18 protein-coding genes and 1 riboswitch are annotated in these 16,732 nt (G+C 57.0%); of the genes, 6 read left to right on the plus strand and 12 right to left on the minus strand.

Annotation, left to right across the window (positions count from 1 at the left end; all coding sequences use genetic code 11):
• Positions 1-43: 43 nt before the first annotated feature.
• The 10 genes from ACOTX1_RS22500 to ACOTX1_RS22545 all read right to left on the minus strand — a co-directional run bounded on the left by ACOTX1_RS22500 (position 44) and on the right by ACOTX1_RS22545 (position 8,818).
• The gene (locus tag ACOTX1_RS22500) at positions 44-361 is read right to left on the minus strand and encodes a PTS lactose/cellobiose transporter subunit IIA (protein ID WP_003862327.1); all 318 of its coding nucleotides are present in this window, start codon (positions 359-361) and stop codon (positions 44-46) included.
• Complete coding sequence (locus ACOTX1_RS22505; RefSeq protein WP_010425948.1) at positions 361-669, minus strand: PTS sugar transporter subunit IIB; 309 nt, start codon at positions 667-669, stop codon at positions 361-363. Before ACOTX1_RS22505 ends, ACOTX1_RS22500 begins: the two co-directional genes overlap by 1 nt.
• A 180-nt stretch (positions 670-849) precedes the next feature.
• On the minus strand, positions 850-2,391 hold the full coding sequence (locus tag ACOTX1_RS22510; RefSeq protein ID WP_023315203.1) for a sensor domain-containing diguanylate cyclase: 1,542 nt from the start codon (positions 2,389-2,391) through the stop codon (positions 850-852).
• A gap of 339 nt (positions 2,392-2,730) precedes the next feature.
• Positions 2,731-3,858: a 2-iminoacetate synthase ThiH gene (gene thiH / locus ACOTX1_RS22515; RefSeq protein ID WP_015569973.1), complete on the minus strand. Its 1,128-nt coding sequence runs from the start codon at positions 3,856-3,858 to the stop codon at positions 2,731-2,733.
• Positions 3,858-4,625: a thiazole synthase gene (gene thiG / locus ACOTX1_RS22520; RefSeq protein ID WP_022650203.1), complete on the minus strand. Its 768-nt coding sequence runs from the start codon at positions 4,623-4,625 to the stop codon at positions 3,858-3,860. The genes thiH and thiG overlap by 1 nt, the downstream gene beginning before the upstream one ends.
• Position 4,626: 1 nt before the next feature.
• Positions 4,627-4,827 (minus strand): sulfur carrier protein ThiS, encoded by a 201-nt coding sequence (gene thiS / locus ACOTX1_RS22525; RefSeq protein WP_003862324.1) that lies wholly within the window; start codon positions 4,825-4,827, stop codon positions 4,627-4,629.
• On the minus strand, positions 4,811-5,566 hold the full coding sequence (gene thiF / locus ACOTX1_RS22530; protein WP_023315204.1) for a thiazole biosynthesis adenylyltransferase ThiF: 756 nt from the start codon (positions 5,564-5,566) through the stop codon (positions 4,811-4,813). The genes thiS and thiF overlap by 17 nt, the downstream gene beginning before the upstream one ends.
• Positions 5,553-6,194 carry a thiamine phosphate synthase gene (thiE, locus tag ACOTX1_RS22535; protein WP_023315205.1) on the minus strand — a complete coding sequence of 214 codons (642 nt, stop codon included), beginning with the start codon at positions 6,192-6,194 and terminating at the stop codon, positions 5,553-5,555. The genes thiF and thiE overlap by 14 nt, the downstream gene beginning before the upstream one ends.
• A complete protein-coding gene (gene thiC, locus ACOTX1_RS22540; protein WP_023315206.1) occupies positions 6,194-8,089 on the minus strand; it encodes a phosphomethylpyrimidine synthase ThiC in 1,896 nt (631 codons plus the stop codon). Before thiC ends, thiE begins: the two co-directional genes overlap by 1 nt.
• Before the next feature lie 79 nt (positions 8,090-8,168).
• A riboswitch (TPP riboswitch) is annotated at positions 8,169-8,278 on the minus strand.
• A gap of 54 nt (positions 8,279-8,332) precedes the next feature.
• Positions 8,333-8,818, minus strand: coding sequence for an Rsd/AlgQ family anti-sigma factor (locus tag ACOTX1_RS22545; RefSeq protein ID WP_008503464.1), 486 nt, complete (start codon positions 8,816-8,818; stop codon positions 8,333-8,335).
• A gap of 95 nt (positions 8,819-8,913) precedes the next feature.
• Here ACOTX1_RS22545 and nudC point away from each other — a divergent pair, with 95 nt between their 5' ends.
• From nudC to ACOTX1_RS22575, 6 genes are all read left to right on the plus strand, one after another.
• Positions 8,914-9,687 (plus strand): NAD(+) diphosphatase, encoded by a 774-nt coding sequence (gene nudC / locus ACOTX1_RS22550; protein ID WP_023315207.1) that lies wholly within the window; start codon positions 8,914-8,916, stop codon positions 9,685-9,687.
• Between the two features lie 38 nt (positions 9,688-9,725).
• Complete coding sequence (hemE, locus tag ACOTX1_RS22555; RefSeq protein ID WP_022650209.1) at positions 9,726-10,790, plus strand: uroporphyrinogen decarboxylase; 1,065 nt, start codon at positions 9,726-9,728, stop codon at positions 10,788-10,790.
• A 9-nt stretch (positions 10,791-10,799) separates the two neighbouring features.
• Positions 10,800-11,471 (plus strand): deoxyribonuclease V, encoded by a 672-nt coding sequence (gene nfi / locus ACOTX1_RS22560; protein ID WP_003862312.1) that lies wholly within the window; start codon positions 10,800-10,802, stop codon positions 11,469-11,471.
• 41 nt (positions 11,472-11,512) lie between these two features.
• Positions 11,513-12,103: a YjaG family protein gene (locus ACOTX1_RS22565; protein WP_003862310.1), complete on the plus strand. Its 591-nt coding sequence runs from the start codon at positions 11,513-11,515 to the stop codon at positions 12,101-12,103.
• 186 nt (positions 12,104-12,289) lie between these two features.
• Positions 12,290-12,562, plus strand: coding sequence for a nucleoid-associated protein HU-alpha (gene hupA, locus ACOTX1_RS22570; RefSeq protein ID WP_002445246.1), 273 nt, complete (start codon positions 12,290-12,292; stop codon positions 12,560-12,562).
• Between the two features lie 11 nt (positions 12,563-12,573).
• Positions 12,574-13,266, plus strand: a complete 693-nt coding sequence (locus ACOTX1_RS22575) for a DUF1481 domain-containing protein (protein ID WP_017384076.1) — start codon at positions 12,574-12,576, stop codon at positions 13,264-13,266.
• A 47-nt stretch (positions 13,267-13,313) separates the two neighbouring features.
• Here the strand turns inward: ACOTX1_RS22575 and purD are convergent, their stop codons facing one another.
• Entirely contained in the window at positions 13,314-14,606 is a 1,293-nt protein-coding gene (purD, locus tag ACOTX1_RS22580; RefSeq protein ID WP_023315208.1) for a phosphoribosylamine--glycine ligase, read from the minus strand.
• Between the two features lie 15 nt (positions 14,607-14,621).
• The gene (purH, locus tag ACOTX1_RS22585; RefSeq protein ID WP_022650212.1) at positions 14,622-16,211 is read right to left on the minus strand and encodes a bifunctional phosphoribosylaminoimidazolecarboxamide formyltransferase/IMP cyclohydrolase; all 1,590 of its coding nucleotides are present in this window, start codon (positions 16,209-16,211) and stop codon (positions 14,622-14,624) included.
• Positions 16,212-16,732: the final 521 nt, after the last annotated feature.

Consider the following 16,732-nt stretch of genomic DNA (forward strand, 5'->3'; position numbering starts at 1 on the left):
AAATAAAAAACCCGCCTCGGCGGGTTTTTTTATATCTGCATTTTCAGTTTACCAGCGGGATGCGTCGATAAAGCTCAATCATGTCGCCCGCCAGATCCTGAATTACCATCGCGTTCATCAGGTGGTCCTGAGAATGAACGGTGATCAGGTTAACCGGCAGTTTTCCTGTCCCTTCGTCAAGACCGATAAGCTGCGTCTGGATCGTATGCGCATGTTTCACATATTCACGCGACTCTTCCATCGCTTTCTCGGCTTCGTCAAAGTCGCCTTTTCGCGCCATCTGCAACGCCGTCAGGGCCGCACTGCGCGCCGCGCCTGCGTTGACCAGCAGTTCCATGATCGTGGTTTCTAAGTCTTCCATTATGACTCCAGAAGTTTGAGCGCTTTTTCCAGTACGGCATCACCTTTCATCATGCCGTAATCCATCATGTCGATGACCGCGACCTTTTTTCCGAGCGGATCGGCCTGCGCCTGGAGTTTTGCCTGTTCGTATTTGACCTGTGGCCCCAGTAATACGATATCAGCCGTCGCGATGTTATCTTTGAACTCCGCGACCGGAACGGCTTTAATGGTTACTTCGACTCCTTTTTTCTGCGCGGCATCTTTCATACGTTGAACCAGCATGCTGGTTGACATTCCCGCTGCACAGCATAAAACGATGTTCTTCATAGTCAGCCTCGATCTACATGTGTTTATTGATAATTATCCCGTGCAGACTGCTTCAACAACCGCTTTACCGCGATTGTGTGTCAGGCATCACAAAGAAATCGGCATTTTTCTGAAACCGGTTACAATTTTACCGCGGAGAGCATTCTGCCCGTCAGATCGGGCAGAATTTGAGTAAGGGTATTATCGGCTGGCCGTGCTTACGATGCGGTTTTTACCCTGTTGTTTAGCGGTATACAGCGCTTCATCTACGCTACCGATAAATTGTTCCAGCGGTTCGAAGTGCCACTCTCCCGTCCCGGCGCTGAAGGTCACTCGCAGGTTCTCTTCCCGCCAGGTCCGCTTTTCAACGGCGGTGCGCCAGGCTTCCAGTAGCGCGTGCGCGGAGTTCATCAGCTCGGCCGGGAAGATCACGCCGAACTCTTCTCCACCGTAGCGGTAAACGGGAACGTGGTGCGGCTGCATGATCTGAATACCTTCGCGTGCCACGTTGCGCAGCACAATATCCCCGCTCAGGTGGCCCCAGGTGTCGTTAATGGACTTGAAGTTATCGATGTCGATCAGCGCCAGAACGAAGGGTTGATGAGCGGTCAGCAGCTCATCCACATCATTGTCGAACGCACGGCGGTTTTTGCAGCCTGTCAGCGCATCATGGGTGGCCTGACGGACATAGGCCAGCTCGCGTTCTTTATTGGTTCGAATGGTATGGCTGAGCATCGCTTCAAGGCGTGGCGCCTGGTTGACGTCGCCGGTTTTGATGGCATTGATAATGTTCATCAGCACAGAACGCGAGGCATGACGAAGGTAAAGCCCAAACAGAATGATGATGATTGCCGCCAGCGCAAATCCCCAGCCGACGACGGTGGTCTCATGCCGGGTGATGACGGTAAGCGTGGCATCGGAGACCCGATAAATCACAAACCAGTCCGGATTGGTGAAAGAGTAGTAGTAATACCAGGTTTTACTTTTGGGGTCGAAAAGATGGCCCTCGCCGCTGGTCATTTGGTCCATCAGCGCTTCGCTTACGTACTGCTTAAAGAGCGCCCCCGTGTCCGGATGCAGCACAACAGCGCCGTCACGCTCCACAACAAAAAACTCACCCTGAACCGGCGCCACCATCTGGCGCAGGGTATACCCCATGGACGTTAAATCAAGATGGAAAGCGAGCGTGCCCTTCAGGCGGCCTTCCGGTGAAATGACCGGCTTATAGAGAGTGACCGTAGGATGTTGGGTAAAATAGTCCAGATAGGGGCGGGTGTAGTGAGGAAAGTTGCTGGCTTCCGCTTGTCCGATAAACCATGGACGGGTCCGGGCGTCGAACGACTTACCCTTCTCCGTTGGCAGCACTTCCGGCGCGCGCAGATGGCGCCCTACTGTGTCCGCCAGAGAGATAGACGACACCGTCGGCATCAGGTTCTGCAAATGCATCAACATCTGCAAACCGTGTGTCGGGTCGATATTAATTGTCTGATTTACTCTGTCGTTACGGGCGAAGTACATCGCAGCACGACCAAGAATATAGTCATTTTCTCGCAGGATGGATTCGGTATAGTTTACCGCCAGATTATGGGTGAAGTTACCATTAATCTTATGATAATCCTCAAGAAAATCCTTTCTCTGTGAAAGGATAACCAGGATGGCGATCAGCGCAAAACTGAGCAGGATCCCCGCGAAGCTGACCATAATTGGCCGGGTAAAAGAGAGCTTTTTACTGTGGAGTGCCATGAGTTGTACATCAATCCAGATGGTAGACGCGTTGCGTCTGTCGATACCCTCAGCATAGTCGCTGTCCGGTTGCTGGTAGTAAATTATACAGAAGGCGATTACCGACGAGATGATTTATCTTAAGCGTAGATAAGAAACGACGTATTTATTGTATCAATTAAAATTTTGTTTAAGAGGCGGAGGGCAGGGCGAAACGAGGAAGAAGCATTTTCACCCTGGTCAGCGTCCGTTGCTGACGTGGTAAAGCATAAGAAAACCAGGCAGATCGCCTCAATCGCCCGGTTTTGATCTTACGAGCCGCCTCGTAACCTTTTCGCGTTTTTGCAGTCGGTTTCAGCGCTAATGCGAGGCTCTTCCCAGCCAGCTATCCCAGTCTTTCCACACGGGCTGTAGCCCCTGTGCAGTCAGGGCTTCCGCCACCGCTTCGGGCCGTCGTCCGTCGTGCGGTGCAAACTGTTCCAGTTCCGGGTGATCGTCCGCGTAACCGCCTGGCTGCGTTTTGGAAAAGGCGCTAACGTTATTGATCGCCAGCGGGATCGCGCGGTCGCGAAACGCGGGTGATTCACGCGTGGAGAGCGACAATTCCACTTCCGGCGCGAACAGGCGAAATGCACACAGGGTTTGCACCAGCTGGCGCTCATCCATCAGCGAGGCGGGTTCAACGCCTCCCGTACAGGGACGCAGTCGCGGGAAAGAGATGGAATAGCGGCTTTGCCAGTACTGCTGCTGTAGCCACAGCAGATGCTCCGCCACCATATAGCAGTCCACCCGCCAGCTGTCGGACAGACCGATAAGCGCGCCCAGCCCAATTTTATCGATACCGGCGCGCCCCAGCCTGTCCGGCGTTTCCAGCCGGAAGATGAAATCCTGCTTCTTCCCTTTCAGGTGATGCCGGGCATAGGTCGCCTCGTGGTAGGTTTCCTGATAGACCATGACGCCGTCCAGCCCGAGCGTTTTCAGCTCCGCATATTCCTCCTGCGACAGAGGCTGCACTTCCATTTGCAACGAGGCAAATTCGCGGCGGATGGCCGGAAGATGCTGGCGAAAATAGTCCATCCCCACTTTGCCCTGATGTTCACCCGTCACCAGCAGGAGATGTTCAAAACCCATCTCACGAATAGCCGCACACTCGCGGGCGATCTCATGCTCATCCAGCGTTTTACGCTTAATACGGTTGCTCATGGAGAAACCACAGTAGGTGCAGTCATTGGCGCACAGATTAGAAAGATAGAGCGGCACGTAAAAGCTCACCGTGTTGCCAAAACGCTGGCGGGTGAGGCGTTGCGCGCGCTGCGCCATCGGTTCAAGGTACGCGCTGGCTGCCGGAGAAAGCAGGGCCATCAAATCCTCGCGGGTCAAATGTTTGGCTGTTAATGCCCGCTCTACGTCCGCAGAGGTTTTACTGTTGATGCGTAAGGCAATATCGTCCCAGTTCAGCTGACGCCAGCGATCGGTAAAGGTAGCCATCAGAGCGCCTCCAGAAAATCGGTCAGCGGGCTGGTGGCCTGCGCCTGAACGCAGCGCGAGCCGGGGCCGGACTGGCGTGCCAGCAGACCGGACTCCACCGCAAGGCGGAACGCACGCGCCATCATCACCGGGTCGTCGGCCACCGCAATCGCGGTATTGACCAGCACCGCATCGGCCCCCATCTCCAGCGCCTGCGCGGCGTGACTGGGTACGCCGATGCCCGCATCCACCACCACGGGCACGGTCGCCTGCTCGATGATGATCTCCAGCATCGCGCGGGTCTCCAGTCCCTGGTTGGAGCCAATGGGTGCCCCTAACGGCATTACGGCCGCGCAGCCGACCTCTTCCAGACGCTTGCACAGCACGGGGTCGGCACCGCAGTAGGGCAGGACGGTAAATCCCTGCTGCACCAGCTTCTCTGCCGCTTTCAGGGTTTCGATCGGATCGGGCAACAGCCAGCGGGCGTCCGGATGAATTTCCAGCTTCAGCCAGCGGGTGCCGAGCGCTTCCCGCGCCAGTTGCGCAGCGAAAATTGCTTCCTCGGCCGTTTTCGCACCGGAGGTATTCGGTAAGAGCGTCACGCCTGCCTCCAGTAACGGCGCAAGTATGGCATCGTTGTGCTGACGCAAATCCACGCGCTTCATCGCCAGTGTCACCAGCTGGCTGCCGCTCTCACGAATGGCATCCACCATCAGCTGCGGAGAGGCGAATTTTCCGGTTCCGGTAAACAGATGTGAATCAAAGACTTTGTCGGCAATACGTAACATCTCAGCCCCCTGCGATAACCTGAAACAGCAGGATCTGGTCGCCTTCATTGACCTGCTGATGTTCCCACCGTTCGCGCGGCAGGATCTGTTGATTGAGCGCCAGCGCCGTTCCCGGCTTCAGCTGGCGCAGCGTGTCGAGCAGGGCGGCAACGGTAAGATCGTCGTCGCACGTCATCGGCTCATCGTTAAACAGAATGCGCATTGCGGCCTCCGCATACCGGGCAGTGGCTGGCGCGGCTTAACGCCAGATGACGCCATCCGCTGGAGCGGGCGTCGAACAGCCGCAGCCTGTTGCGTTCTGTCTCTATGCCGCTGAGCAACTTGATGGCCTCCAGCGCCTGAAGAGTACCCATCACGCCCACCACCGGGCCCAGAATGCCTGCCGTGCGGCAGTTACGCTCCGGTTCAGCCTCGTCAGGCCACAGGCAGCGGTAGCAGCCCTGCGCCCACGGCGGCGTAAGCACCATTATTTGCCCGCCGAAACCGACCGCGCTGGCGGTGATCAGCGGCGTGTTCTGCGCAACACAGACCGCGTTGATGGCCTGACGCGTCGCCATATTGTCCGTACAGTCCAGCACCACGTCGGCAAGGGCCACTTCGCGTTGCAGATCTTCCCCGCTCAGCCGCGTCTGGAGCGCGACCAGTTCGATATCGGGGTTAAGCTGGTTCAACCGCTGGCGCGTAACCTGCGCCTTAGGCTGGTTAACATCTTCTGTCGTGAAGAGGATTTGCCGTTGCAGGTTGCTGAGGTGTACTTCATCGTCATCGGCCAGTACCAGCGTACCCACGCCCGCACCGGCCAGATACAGCGCGGCGGGGGCGCCTAATCCGCCCAGGCCGACAATCAGTACCCGGCTGGCGAGCAGCTTTTGCTGCCCGTCGATGGCGATATCCTCCAGCAGGATCTGGCGGCTGTAACGCATAAAATCACGATCTTTCATCGCCTGCTCCTGCCAGTTGTAAAAGCTGAGCGGTGGCGGCCTGCCAGTCTGCGGCCTGGGTGATAGCGCTGACGACGGCGATACTGCCGACGCCGGTCTCCAGCACCGCGGGCGCACGTTCAAGGCTGATCCCGCCGATGGCAACGGTGGGGTAATCGGCAAGGCGCTTAACGTGGGCCGCCAGCTGCGTCAAGCCCTGTGGAGCGGACGGCATCTGTTTGGTTTGCGTCGGGAAAACGTGACCGAGGGCGATGTAGGAGGGGCGGGCCGCCAGCGCCACGTCGATCTCCATATCGTCGTGGGTGGAGACGCCCAGCCGCAGACCGGCGTCACGGATCGCGCTGAGATCGGTCGTTTCCAGATCTTCCTGTCCCAGATGCACGCCGTACGCCTGGTGTTTAACCGCCAGCCGCCAGTAGTCGTTGATAAACAGGCGGGCGTGGTAGCGACGTCCCAGCGCGATAGCAGCGATCACGTCGGCCTCCACCTCTTCATCGCGTTTATCCTTGATGCGTAGCTGGAGGGTGCGAACGCCCGCTTCCAGCAGGCGGGCGATCCACCCCACGCTGTCCACCACCGGGTAAAGCCCTAAGCGGAAGGGCACGGAGGGGAAATCGGGCTGGTACATTACGCCTCCTCCTTTTTGAGGTAGATTTCACCGCCTTTCGCGCGGAAGGTTTCCGACATGTCCGCCATGCCGACTTCAATGGTCTGCGCGGCGGCGTAATCGCGTACTTCCTGGCTGATTTTCATCGAGCAGAATTTTGGTCCGCACATGGAGCAGAAGTGCGCAACTTTGCCCGATTCCTGCGGCAGGGTTTCATCGTGATAGGCGCGGGCGGTAAACGGATCCAGCGCCAGGTTGAACTGGTCTTCCCAGCGGAATTCAAAGCGCGCTTTGGACATGGCGTTATCGCGGATTTGCGCGCCCGGATGGCCTTTCGCCAGATCCGCCGCGTGGGCGGCAATCTTGTAGGTAATCAGTCCCTGCTTCACGTCCTCTTTGTTTGGCAGGCCGAGGTGCTCTTTCGGCGTCACGTAGCAGAGCATGGCGCAGCCGAACCAGCCGATCATCGCCGCCCCAATGCCTGACGTGAAGTGGTCATAGCCCGGCGCGATGTCAGTTGTCAGTGGCCCCAGCGTGTAGAACGGTGCTTCGTGGCAGTGCTCCAGTTCTTCGGTCATGTTGCGACGGATCATCTGCATCGGCACATGGCCCGGGCCTTCAATCATCACCTGCACGTCGTACTCCCAGGCGATTTTGGTCAGCTCGCCCAGCGTGTGCAGCTCGGCAAACTGCGCCTCGTCGTTAGCATCGCGGATGGAGCCAGGACGCAGGCCGTCGCCCAGCGACAGGGAGACGTCGTAAGCGGCGCAAATTTCGCAAATTTCGCGGAAGTGCTCGTAGAGGAAGTTTTCCTGATGATGGGAAAGGCACCACTTCGCCATAATGGAACCGCCGCGGGAGACGATACCGGTCAGACGTTTCGCCGTCATTGGCACGTAGCGCAGCAGCACGCCCGCGTGGATGGTGAAGTAGTCCACGCCCTGTTCCGCCTGCTCCAGCAGCGTGTCGCGGAACGCTTCCCAGGTGAGGTTTTCGGCGATGCCGTTTACCTTTTCCAGCGCCTGATAAATCGGGACGGTGCCAATCGGCACCGGGCTGTTACGCAGGATCCACTCGCGGGTCTCATGAATATAGCGGCCAGTGGAAAGGTCCATCACCGTGTCCGCGCCCCAGCGCGTCGACCAGACCAGCTTTTCCACCTCCTCTTCGATGGATGACGTCACCGCTGAGTTGCCGATGTTGGCGTTGACCTTCACCAGGAAGTTGCGGCCGATAATCATCGGCTCGGATTCCGGATGGTTGATGTTGGCGGGGATAATGGCGCGCCCGGCGGCCACTTCATCACGCACAAATTCCGGCGTGATGTTCTCCGGCAGGCGAGCGCCAAACCCTTCACCCGGATGCTGGTGGCGCAGCACTTCGCTGCGGATGCGCTCGCGGCCCATGTTTTCGCGGATGGCGATGAACTCCATCTCCGGCGTGACGATACCCTGGCGCGCGTAGTGCAGCTGGGTTACGCATTTGCCCGCTTTAGCGCGTTTCGGCGTCAGCAGGCCGGTAAAGCGCAGCGCGTCCAGACCGTCGTCGGCCAGGCGTTCTTTGGTGTACGCAGAACTGCGTACGCTCAGTTCTTCGCAGTCGTTACGCGCCTCTATCCACGGCTGGCGCAGCTTTGCCAGACCCTGCTGGACGTTGATAGCAACATCAGGATCGCCGTACGGGCCCGAGGTGTCATACACCGGCACGGCTTCGTTGTCTTCAAACTGCGGGTTGTCTTTGCTGCCGCCGATAAGCGTCGGGCTGAGCTGGATTTCGCGCATCGGGACGCGGATATCAGCCTGTGAGCCGGAAATGTAGATGCGTTTCGAGTTCGGGAAAGCGGTGCCTTCCAGGGTGTCGATGAAGCGTTGTGCGTGTTCGCGCTGTTCGCGGCGGGTCAGTTTTGCAGTAGACATAGCTCATTCCAAAAGTGAAGGACATGGCTTGTCAGACGACGGATGAAGCAAGAGAAGATCGCCTCAGGGGCGATACAACAGCAGTGTGACTCTTGTTCCCTTCGCAGGTATTAACCTGATCAGGTTCCGCGGATCCCGAATTAACGGTCTCAGCCCGTGCTTTCACACTGGGCACTCCGACAAGAAAAATCCCCCTCGTGAGAGGGGCGAATGGTTGTAAATTACTCGTTAACGATTAAGAACTCAAGCCGGGCGCGCGATGTTATCTTCGGGGCTGGCGTCCAGGACGAGGCTAATCAGCTTATCTTCCAGCGTGAATCGCTCTTCCAGCGCTTCGCCAAGGTCGGAAAGCGCCTGCTGGAACTCAAGATAGTTATCGTGATCGATGGCGTTCTCAAGCGTGGAATCGTAGTAATCCATGATCTGCTGGGTGTTGGCTTCCAGCAGCGGACAAAGTTTGCTGGCCGCTAAATACGGCGTTGTCCCTTCCATTTCGCGGATAATGCGTTCATAAATATTGAAATGGCCGTCGGACAGATAGTCGACCAGGCTCTGACAAAAATCATCCAGCGCTTTTTCATTCAGCCGCATAAACGATTCTTTGCCAGGCTTAAGACCGACCAGATTGTAATAAGCCACGAGTAGATGCTTGCGCACATGTAGCCAGCGATCCACCAGTTTGTTACTTCCTCTAACGCGCTCAGTCAGGCTTTCTAGCTGGTTTAACATGGTCGACTCCATAAGGTTTAGAATGGGATCTGCTTATCCAAAATGTAACCACAATGCTAACAACATGTCAGTGAAGCGAAGGTAGTGCAATAGATATGGATCGTATTATTGAAAAATCAGATCTGGGTTGGTGGATCGTCAGTCACGAGCAAAAGTTGTGGCTGCCCGGTGGGGAGATACCCTACGGTGCGGCAGAAATCTTCGATCTCGTCGGCCAACCTGCGCTGCGGATCGGCGAGTGGCAGGGCGATCCAGTATGGTTGATCCTACAGGCTCGTCGTCAGGATATGGGATCCGTTCGTCAGGTGTTGGATCGGGATGTCGGCCTGTTCCAGCTGGCGGGGCGCGGCGTGCAGCTGGCGGAGTTTTACCGCTCGCACAAATACTGCGGCTACTGCGGCCACACCATGCACCCGAGCAAAACCGAGTGGGCAATGCTTTGCGGCCACTGCCGTGAACGCTACTATCCGCAAATCGCACCGTGCATCATTGTCGCCATCCGCCGTGATGATTCCATCCTGCTGGCGCAGCATACCCGTCATCGCAACGGCATTCATACTGTCCTCGCCGGGTTCGTGGAAGTCGGCGAAACGCTGGAACAGGCGGTGGCGCGCGAGGTGATGGAGGAGAGCGGCATTAAGGTGAAAAACCTGCGCTATGTGACGTCGCAGCCGTGGCCGTTCCCGATGTCCCTGATGACCGCGTTTATGGCGGAATACGACAGCGGCGAGATTGTTATCGATCAGAAAGAGCTGCTGGAGGCGAACTGGTATCGCTACGACGATTTACCGCTGCTGCCCCCGCCGGGAACGGTGGCGCGTCGCCTGATAGAAGATACCGTGGCAATGTGTCGGGCCGAGTATGAGTAGTGTTACACTGACGGACTGACGCAATAAGGAACTGCAAAATGACCGAACTGAAGAACGATCGTTATCTGCGTGCGCTGCTGCGCCAGCCCGTTGATGTCACCCCGGTGTGGATGATGCGCCAGGCGGGACGCTATCTGCCAGAGTACAAAGCCACGCGCGCGCAGGCGGGCGATTTTATGTCGCTGTGCAAAAACGCCGAGCTGGCCTGTGAGGTGACGCTCCAGCCGCTGCGCCGCTTCCCGCTCGATGCCGCCATTCTTTTTTCGGACATTCTCACCATTCCGGATGCCATGGGCCTTGGGCTCTATTTCGAAACCGGCGAGGGCCCGCGTTTTACCTCACCGATCAAAAGCAAAGCCGACGTTGATAAGTTGCCGATCCCCGATCCGGAAGGCGAGCTGGGCTATGTGATGAACGCCGTGCGCACCATTCGCCGCGAGCTCAAAGGCGATGTGCCGCTGATTGGCTTCTCCGGTAGTCCGTGGACGCTGGCCACCTACATGGTGGAAGGCGGCAGCAGCAAAGCCTTTACCGTCATCAAAAAGATGATGTACGCCGAGCCGCTGGCCCTGCATGCGCTGCTCGACAAGCTCGCGAAGAGCGTCACGCTCTACCTCAACGCGCAGATTAAAGCAGGTGCGCAGTCGGTGATGATTTTCGACACCTGGGGCGGCGTGCTGACCGGACGTGATTATCAGCAGTTCTCCCTGTACTACATGCACAAAATTGTCGATGGCCTGCTGCGTGAAAACGAAGGCCGTCGCGTGCCGGTGACGCTGTTTACCAAAGGCGGCGGCCAGTGGCTGGAAGCGATGGCGGCCACCGGCTGCGACGCGCTGGGCCTCGACTGGACCACCGATATTGCCGATGCGCGCCGTCGCGTGGGGGACAAAGTGGCGCTTCAGGGCAACATGGACCCGTCCATGCTCTATGCACAGCCTGCCCGTATCGAAGAGGAAGTGTCGACTATACTGTCTGGTTTCGGCCAGGGTGAAGGCCACGTCTTTAACCTCGGCCACGGCATTCATCAGGATGTGCCGCCTGAACACGCAGGCGTATTTGTGGAGGCGGTGCATCGGCTTTCTGCCCAGTATCATAAGTAAGGAGTGGTTATGGATCTCGCGTCGCTACGCGCTCAGCAAATCGAACTGGCTTCATCGGTGATCCGTGAGGATCGTCTGGATACGGACCCTCCGCGGTACATTGGCGGGGCGGACGTCGGGTTTGAGCAGGGCGGTGAAGTGACGCGAGCGGCGATGGTGGTGCTGAAATACCCGTCGCTGGAGCTGGTGGAGTACAAGGTGGCGCGTATCGCCACCACCATGCCCTATATCCCCGGCTTTCTCTCCTTCCGCGAATATCCCGCGCTGCTGGCCGCTTGGGAACAACTCTCGCAAAAACCTGACCTGCTGTTTGTTGATGGGCATGGTATCTCCCATCCGCGTCGCTTAGGCGTTGCCAGCCACTTTGGTCTGCTGGTGGACGTGCCGACCATCGGCGTGGCGAAAAAACGCCTGTGCGGCGCGTTTGAGCCGCTCTCTGCCGAACCGGGCGCGCTGGCGCCGCTTATTCATAAAGGCGAGCAGCTGGCGTGGGTCTGGCGCAGTAAAGCGCGCTGCAACCCGCTGTTTATCGCAACCGGGCATCGGGTGAGCATGGACAGCGCCCTGGCGTGGGTGCAACGCTGTATGAAGGGCTACCGTTTACCGGAGCCAACCCGCTGGGCTGACGCCGTGGCCTCTTCACGTCCGGCATTCATTCGTTGGCAGGAAATTCAGCCGTGATTCAGGTAAACTGCGGCTAATTTTCGATTCGAGACATCATCATGTTACAAAACCCGATTCATCTGCGCCTTGAAAAGCTGGAAAGCTGGCAGCACGTGACGTTTATGGCTTGCCTGTGCGAGCGCATGTATCCCAACTATGCCGCGTTCTGCAAGCAGACAGCGTTTGGCGAAGGCCAGATTTATCGTCGTATCCTGGATTTAATCTGGGAGACGCTGACGGTCAAAGACGCGAAGGTGAATTTTGACTCTCAGCTCGAAAAGCTGGAAGAGGCTATTCCGGCTGCGGATGATTTCGACCTGTATGGCGTCTACCCGGCCATTGATGCCTGTGTGGCGTTGAGCGAGCTGATCCACTCCCGTCTGAGCGGTGAAACCCTGGAACACGCCATTGAAGTCAGTAAGGCATCCATTACCACCGTTGCGATGCTGGAAATGACCCAGGAAGGCCGTGAAATGACCGACGAAGAGCTGCGTGCTAACCCGGCGGTAGAACAGGAATGGGACATTCAGTGGGAGATTTTCCGCCTGCTGGCAGAGTGTGAAGAGCGTGATATTGAGCTGATCAAAGGGCTGCGCGCGGACCTGCGCGAGGCCGGCGAGAGCAATATTGGTATAATTTTTAACCAATGAGACAACAAAACGTGATTTAACGCCTGTTTTGTCGCTCCTCGACTCTTCCCTTTCGCCCCCCGTCTGGTCTACATTTGGGGGGCGAAAAAAAGTGGCTATCGGTGCGTGTATGCAGGAGAGTGCTTTTTTGGCATTTTCGTCGCACTCGATGCTTAGCAAGCGATAAACACATTGAAAGGATAACTTATGAACAAGACTCAACTGATTGATGTAATTGCGGACAAGGCTGATCTGTCTAAAGTGCAGGCTAAAGCTGCTCTGGAATCTACCCTGGCTGCTATTACTGAGTCTCTGAAAGAAGGCGATGCTGTACAACTGGTTGGTTTCGGTACCTTCAAAGTGAACCACCGCGCTGAGCGTACTGGCCGCAACCCGCAGACCGGTAAAGAAATCAAAATCGCCGCAGCTAACGTGCCGGCATTTGTTTCTGGTAAAGCACTGAAAGACGCAGTTAAGTAAGACGCGTGGCAGTGAACAGTTTTAACGAAGGGGCGGCAACGCCCCTTTTGTCATTCTGGCGTGGAACGCTCGCGCTGGCAGGCGTACTGTTGCTGTCTGCCTGTAGTCATGATTCCTCACTCCCCCCGTTTACCGCCAGCGGCTACGCTGACAACCAGGGTGCGGTCAGGATCTGGCGCAAAGATTCCAGCGATGAAGTCCATATGCTCACCGCGTTCAGCCCATGGCATAACGGCAATACCTCGACCGCAGAATACCGCTGGCAGGGCGATGCCCTGTCGCTCATTGAACTGAATATCTACAGTAAGACTCCCGAACACGTGAAGGTGCGTTTCGACGACCACGGCGAGCTGAGCTTTATGCAGCATGAGGTCAGTGGACTGAAACAGCAGCTTTCCAGCGATCAGGTCGCCCTCTACCGCTACCGTGCTGAACAACTTCGCCAGACCAGCGATGCGCTGCGTCAGGGCCGCGTGGTGCTGCGTCAGGGGCGCTGGCATGCCGACGGCACGGTGACCACCTGCGAAGGGCAGACGGTGAAGCCTGAGCTTGAATCCTGGGCAACCGAACACATTCAGCGTCGTCAGCGGCATTCATCTGTGGAGGTGAGTGTGGCATGGCTGGAAGCGCCGGAAGGCTCTCAGCTGTTGCTGGTGGCGAATGAAGATTTCTGCACCTGGCAGCCGACAGAAAAGAGTTTTTGATTTAAGTCCCCTCTCCCTTGAGGGAGAGGGTTAGGGTGAGGGGGAAATTACTCTCCCTGCTCCCGCGCAATAGCACGATAACCGATATCCTGACGGCTGAAGCTGCCGTTCCAGTGAATATCCGCCATCAGCGCATAGGCGCGTTTCTGCGCTTCTGCCACGGTCTGGCCCAGCGCGGTCGCACACAGCACGCGGCCGCCGTTGGTGAGCACGCGGTCATCGTCAGCCAGCTTCGTACCGGCGTGGAACACCTTCGCGCCGTCAATCTCTTCCAGCGGCAGGCCGTGGATCTCATCTCCAGTGTTGTAGCTACCCGGATACCCACCCGCAGCAATCACCACACCTAAAGAGGCACGCTCGTCCCACTCTGACATTTTCTCATCCAGTTTGCCTTCGCAGGCCGCAAGGCACAGATCCACCAGGTCGGATTTCATGCGCAGCATGATCGGCTGGGTTTCCGGATCGCCAAAGCGGCAGTTGAATTCGATCACCTTCGGGTTACCCTGCTTGTCGATCATCAGGCCTGCATAAAGGAAACCGGTGTAGGTATTGCCTTCCGCCGCCATCCCTTTCACGGTTGGCCAGATGATGCGGTCCATGGTGCGCTGATGCACCTCATCGGTAACAACGGGAGCAGGAGAGTAAGCGCCCATTCCCCCAGTGTTGGGGCCGGTATCGCCATTGCCCACACGCTTGTGATCCTGGCTGGTGGCCATCGGCAGAACGTGCTCGCCATCGACCATCACGATAAAGCTCGCCTCTTCGCCGTCGAGGAACTCTTCAATCACGATGCGGTGGCCCGCATCGCCAAAGGCGTTACCTGCCAGCATATCCTGAACCGCGGCTTCGGCTTCTTCGAGGGTCATCGCGACGATCACGCCTTTACCCGCGGCCAGACCGTCGGCCTTGATAACAATCGGCGCGCCCTTCTCACGTAAGTAGGCCAGAGCAGGCTCCACTTCAGTGAAATTCTGATATTCCGCCGTCGGGATGTTATGACGCGCGAGAAAATCTTTGGTGAAGGCTTTTGAGCCTTCCAGCTGTGCGGCACCCTCCGTTGGGCCAAAGATTTTCAGGCCAGCTGCGCGGAAGGCGTCTACGACGCCAATCACCAGCGGCGCTTCCGGGCCAACGATGGTCAGATCGATGTTCTCGGTCTGGGCAAAGCTCAGCAGTGCCGGGATATCGGTCACGCCGATGGCGACGTTTTGCAGCGCGGGTTCCAGCGCCGTACCGGCATTACCCGGTGCCACAAAGACGGTTTCAACCTGCGGAGACTGCGCTGCTTTCCACGCCAGGGCGTGCTCGCGCCCGCCGTTACCAATCACTAATACTTTCATTTTCTGCTCCGGGAATTAATGGCGGAAGTGGCGCATGTCGGTGAAGATCATTGCGATGCCGTGTTCGTCGGCAGCGGCAATCACTTCGTCATCACGGATTGAACCGCCAGGCTGGATCACACAGGTGATACCCACAGCAGCGGCCGCATCGATTCCGTCGCGGAACGGGAAGAAGGCATCAGAGGCCATGGCGGAGCCTTTCACTTCCAGGCCTTCGTCGCCTGCTTTGATACCGGCAATTTTTGCAGAGTAAACGCGGCTCATCTGGCCTGCGCCTATCCCGATGGTCATGTTCTCTTTGGCGTAGACGATGGCGTTGGATTTCACGAACTTAGCCACTTTCCAGCAGAACAGCGCGTCACGCAGTTCCTGCTCGGTTGGCTGACGTTTGGTGACGACACGCAGATCGGCTTCGCTCACCATCCCCAGATCGCGGTCCTGAACCAGCAGACCGCCGTTCACGCGCTTGAAGTCCAGGCCCGGCACGCGTTCCGCCCACTGACCGCAAACCAGCACGCGCACATTCTGTTTTGCCGCAGTGATTTTCAGCGCTTCTTCTGATGCGGACGGCGCGATGATCACTTCGACAAACTGGCGGGAGATGATGGCCTGCGCGGTTTCCGCATCCAGCTCGCGGTTAAAGGCGATAATGCCGCCGAACGCGGAGGTCGGGTCGGTTTTGTAGGCGCGATCGTAGGCATCCAGAATAGAAGTGCTTACCGCAACGCCGCATGGGTTGGCGTGCTTGACGATAACGCAGGCCGGCTCGCTGAATTCTTTCACGCATTCCAGCGCGGCGTCGGTGTCGGCAATGTTGTTATAGGAAAGGGCTTTGCCCTGAACCTGCTGGGCGGTCGCAACGGAGGCTTCCTTTACCTCTTCTTCTATATAGAAGGCAGCCTGCTGGTGGCTGTTCTCACCGTAACGCATATCCTGCTTCTTAATGAAGTTCAGGTTCAGGGTGCGAGGGAAGCGGCCAGAGGGATCTTTGCTTTCACCATGGTAAGCCGGTACCAGGCTACCGAAGTAGTTGGCGATCATGCTGTCGTAGGCGGCGGTATGCTCGAAGGCTTTGATGGCGAGATCGAAACGCGTTTCAAGTGTCAGGGACCCTTCGTTGGCATCCATCTCATTAATAATGGCGTTGTAGTCGCTGCTCTTCACCACGATGGCCACATCTTTATGGTTCTTGGCTGCGGAGCGCACCATGGTCGGGCCGCCGATATCGATATTTTCAACCGCATCTTCCAGAGAGCAGCCTTCGCGGGCGACGGTCTGGGCGAACGGGTAGAGGTTAACAACGACCATATCGATAGGCGCGATATCGTGCTGTTCCATAATGGCGTCGTCCTGACCGCGACGGCCAAGAATACCGCCGTGGACTTTCGGATGCAGGGTTTTGACGCGTCCATCCATCATTTCCGGGAAACCGGTGTAATCGGACACTTCGGTTACCGGCAGACCTTTCTCTGCTAACAGGCGCGCGGTGCCACCTGTAGAAAGCAGCTCCACACCGCGTGCGGAAAGTGCCTGGGCGAATTCGACGATACCGGCTTTATCAGAAACACTGAGCAGAGCGCGGCGGACTGGACGACGTTGTTGCATGGTAAATCCCCTGGATTTCACGATTACAGAGAGCGTTAGATGAATTTTCCTGTGAAAAACTCATCTAACACACCTGACGAGGCATCCTTGTAAAGCGCGAGCATTTTAACGAAAACGTTTGCGCAACGCTCGCACATTTTCACTTTTTCGTATCATTGTGGATAAGTCTGTGTGTAAAAAGGTATAAGGCGGGGTTTTGCTGTGGAATGCAGCAGTCAGTCATTTTTCTGTCATTTAGCGGTTGCGGCCTGCGGAGAACTCCCTATAATGCGCCTCCATCGACACGGCGGATGTGAATCACTTCACAAACAACCCGGTCGGCTGAAGAGAAAAAATCCTGAAAATCAGGGTTGACTCTGAAAGAGGAAAGCGTAATATACGCCACCTCGCAACGGTGAGCGAAAGCCGCGTTGCACTGCTCTTTAACAATTTATCAGACAATCTGTGTGGGCACTCAAAGTGACATGGATTCTTAACGTCCTCGGACGATAAATGAATACCAAGTCTCAACGAGTGAACAC

The organism is Enterobacter cloacae complex sp. IR5401, assembly GCF_049238425.1.
Classification (GTDB): Bacteria; Pseudomonadota; Gammaproteobacteria; order Enterobacterales; family Enterobacteriaceae; genus Enterobacter; species Enterobacter hormaechei_C.

Coding starts and splice junctions, on each gene's coding strand:
- ACOTX1_RS22500 (WP_003862327.1), bottom strand. CDS start 361: ATGGAAGACTTAGAAACCACGATCATGGAACTGCTGGTCAACGCAGGC.
- ACOTX1_RS22505 (WP_010425948.1), bottom strand. CDS start 669: ATGAAGAACATCGTTTTATGCTGTGCAGCGGGAATGTCAACCAGCATG.
- ACOTX1_RS22510 (WP_023315203.1), bottom strand. CDS start 2,391: ATGGCACTCCACAGTAAAAAGCTCTCTTTTACCCGGCCAATTATGGTC.
- thiH (WP_015569973.1), bottom strand. CDS start 3,858: ATGGCTACCTTTACCGATCGCTGGCGTCAGCTGAACTGGGACGATATT.
- thiG (WP_022650203.1), bottom strand. CDS start 4,625: ATGTTACGTATTGCCGACAAAGTCTTTGATTCACATCTGTTTACCGGA.
- thiS (WP_003862324.1), bottom strand. CDS start 4,827: ATGCGCATTCTGTTTAACGATGAGCCGATGACGTGCGACGACGATCTT.
- thiF (WP_023315204.1), bottom strand. CDS start 5,566: ATGAAAGATCGTGATTTTATGCGTTACAGCCGCCAGATCCTGCTGGAG.
- thiE (WP_023315205.1), bottom strand. CDS start 6,194: ATGTACCAGCCCGATTTCCCCTCCGTGCCCTTCCGCTTAGGGCTTTAC.
- thiC (WP_023315206.1), bottom strand. CDS start 8,089: ATGTCTACTGCAAAACTGACCCGCCGCGAACAGCGCGAACACGCACAA.
- ACOTX1_RS22545 (WP_008503464.1), bottom strand. CDS start 8,818: ATGTTAAACCAGCTAGAAAGCCTGACTGAGCGCGTTAGAGGAAGTAAC.
- nudC (WP_023315207.1), top strand. CDS start 8,914: ATGGATCGTATTATTGAAAAATCAGATCTGGGTTGGTGGATCGTCAGT.
- hemE (WP_022650209.1), top strand. CDS start 9,726: ATGACCGAACTGAAGAACGATCGTTATCTGCGTGCGCTGCTGCGCCAG.
- nfi (WP_003862312.1), top strand. CDS start 10,800: ATGGATCTCGCGTCGCTACGCGCTCAGCAAATCGAACTGGCTTCATCG.
- ACOTX1_RS22565 (WP_003862310.1), top strand. CDS start 11,513: ATGTTACAAAACCCGATTCATCTGCGCCTTGAAAAGCTGGAAAGCTGG.
- hupA (WP_002445246.1), top strand. CDS start 12,290: ATGAACAAGACTCAACTGATTGATGTAATTGCGGACAAGGCTGATCTG.
- purD (WP_023315208.1), bottom strand. CDS start 14,606: ATGAAAGTATTAGTGATTGGTAACGGCGGGCGCGAGCACGCCCTGGCG.
- purH (WP_022650212.1), bottom strand. CDS start 16,211: ATGCAACAACGTCGTCCAGTCCGCCGCGCTCTGCTCAGTGTTTCTGAT.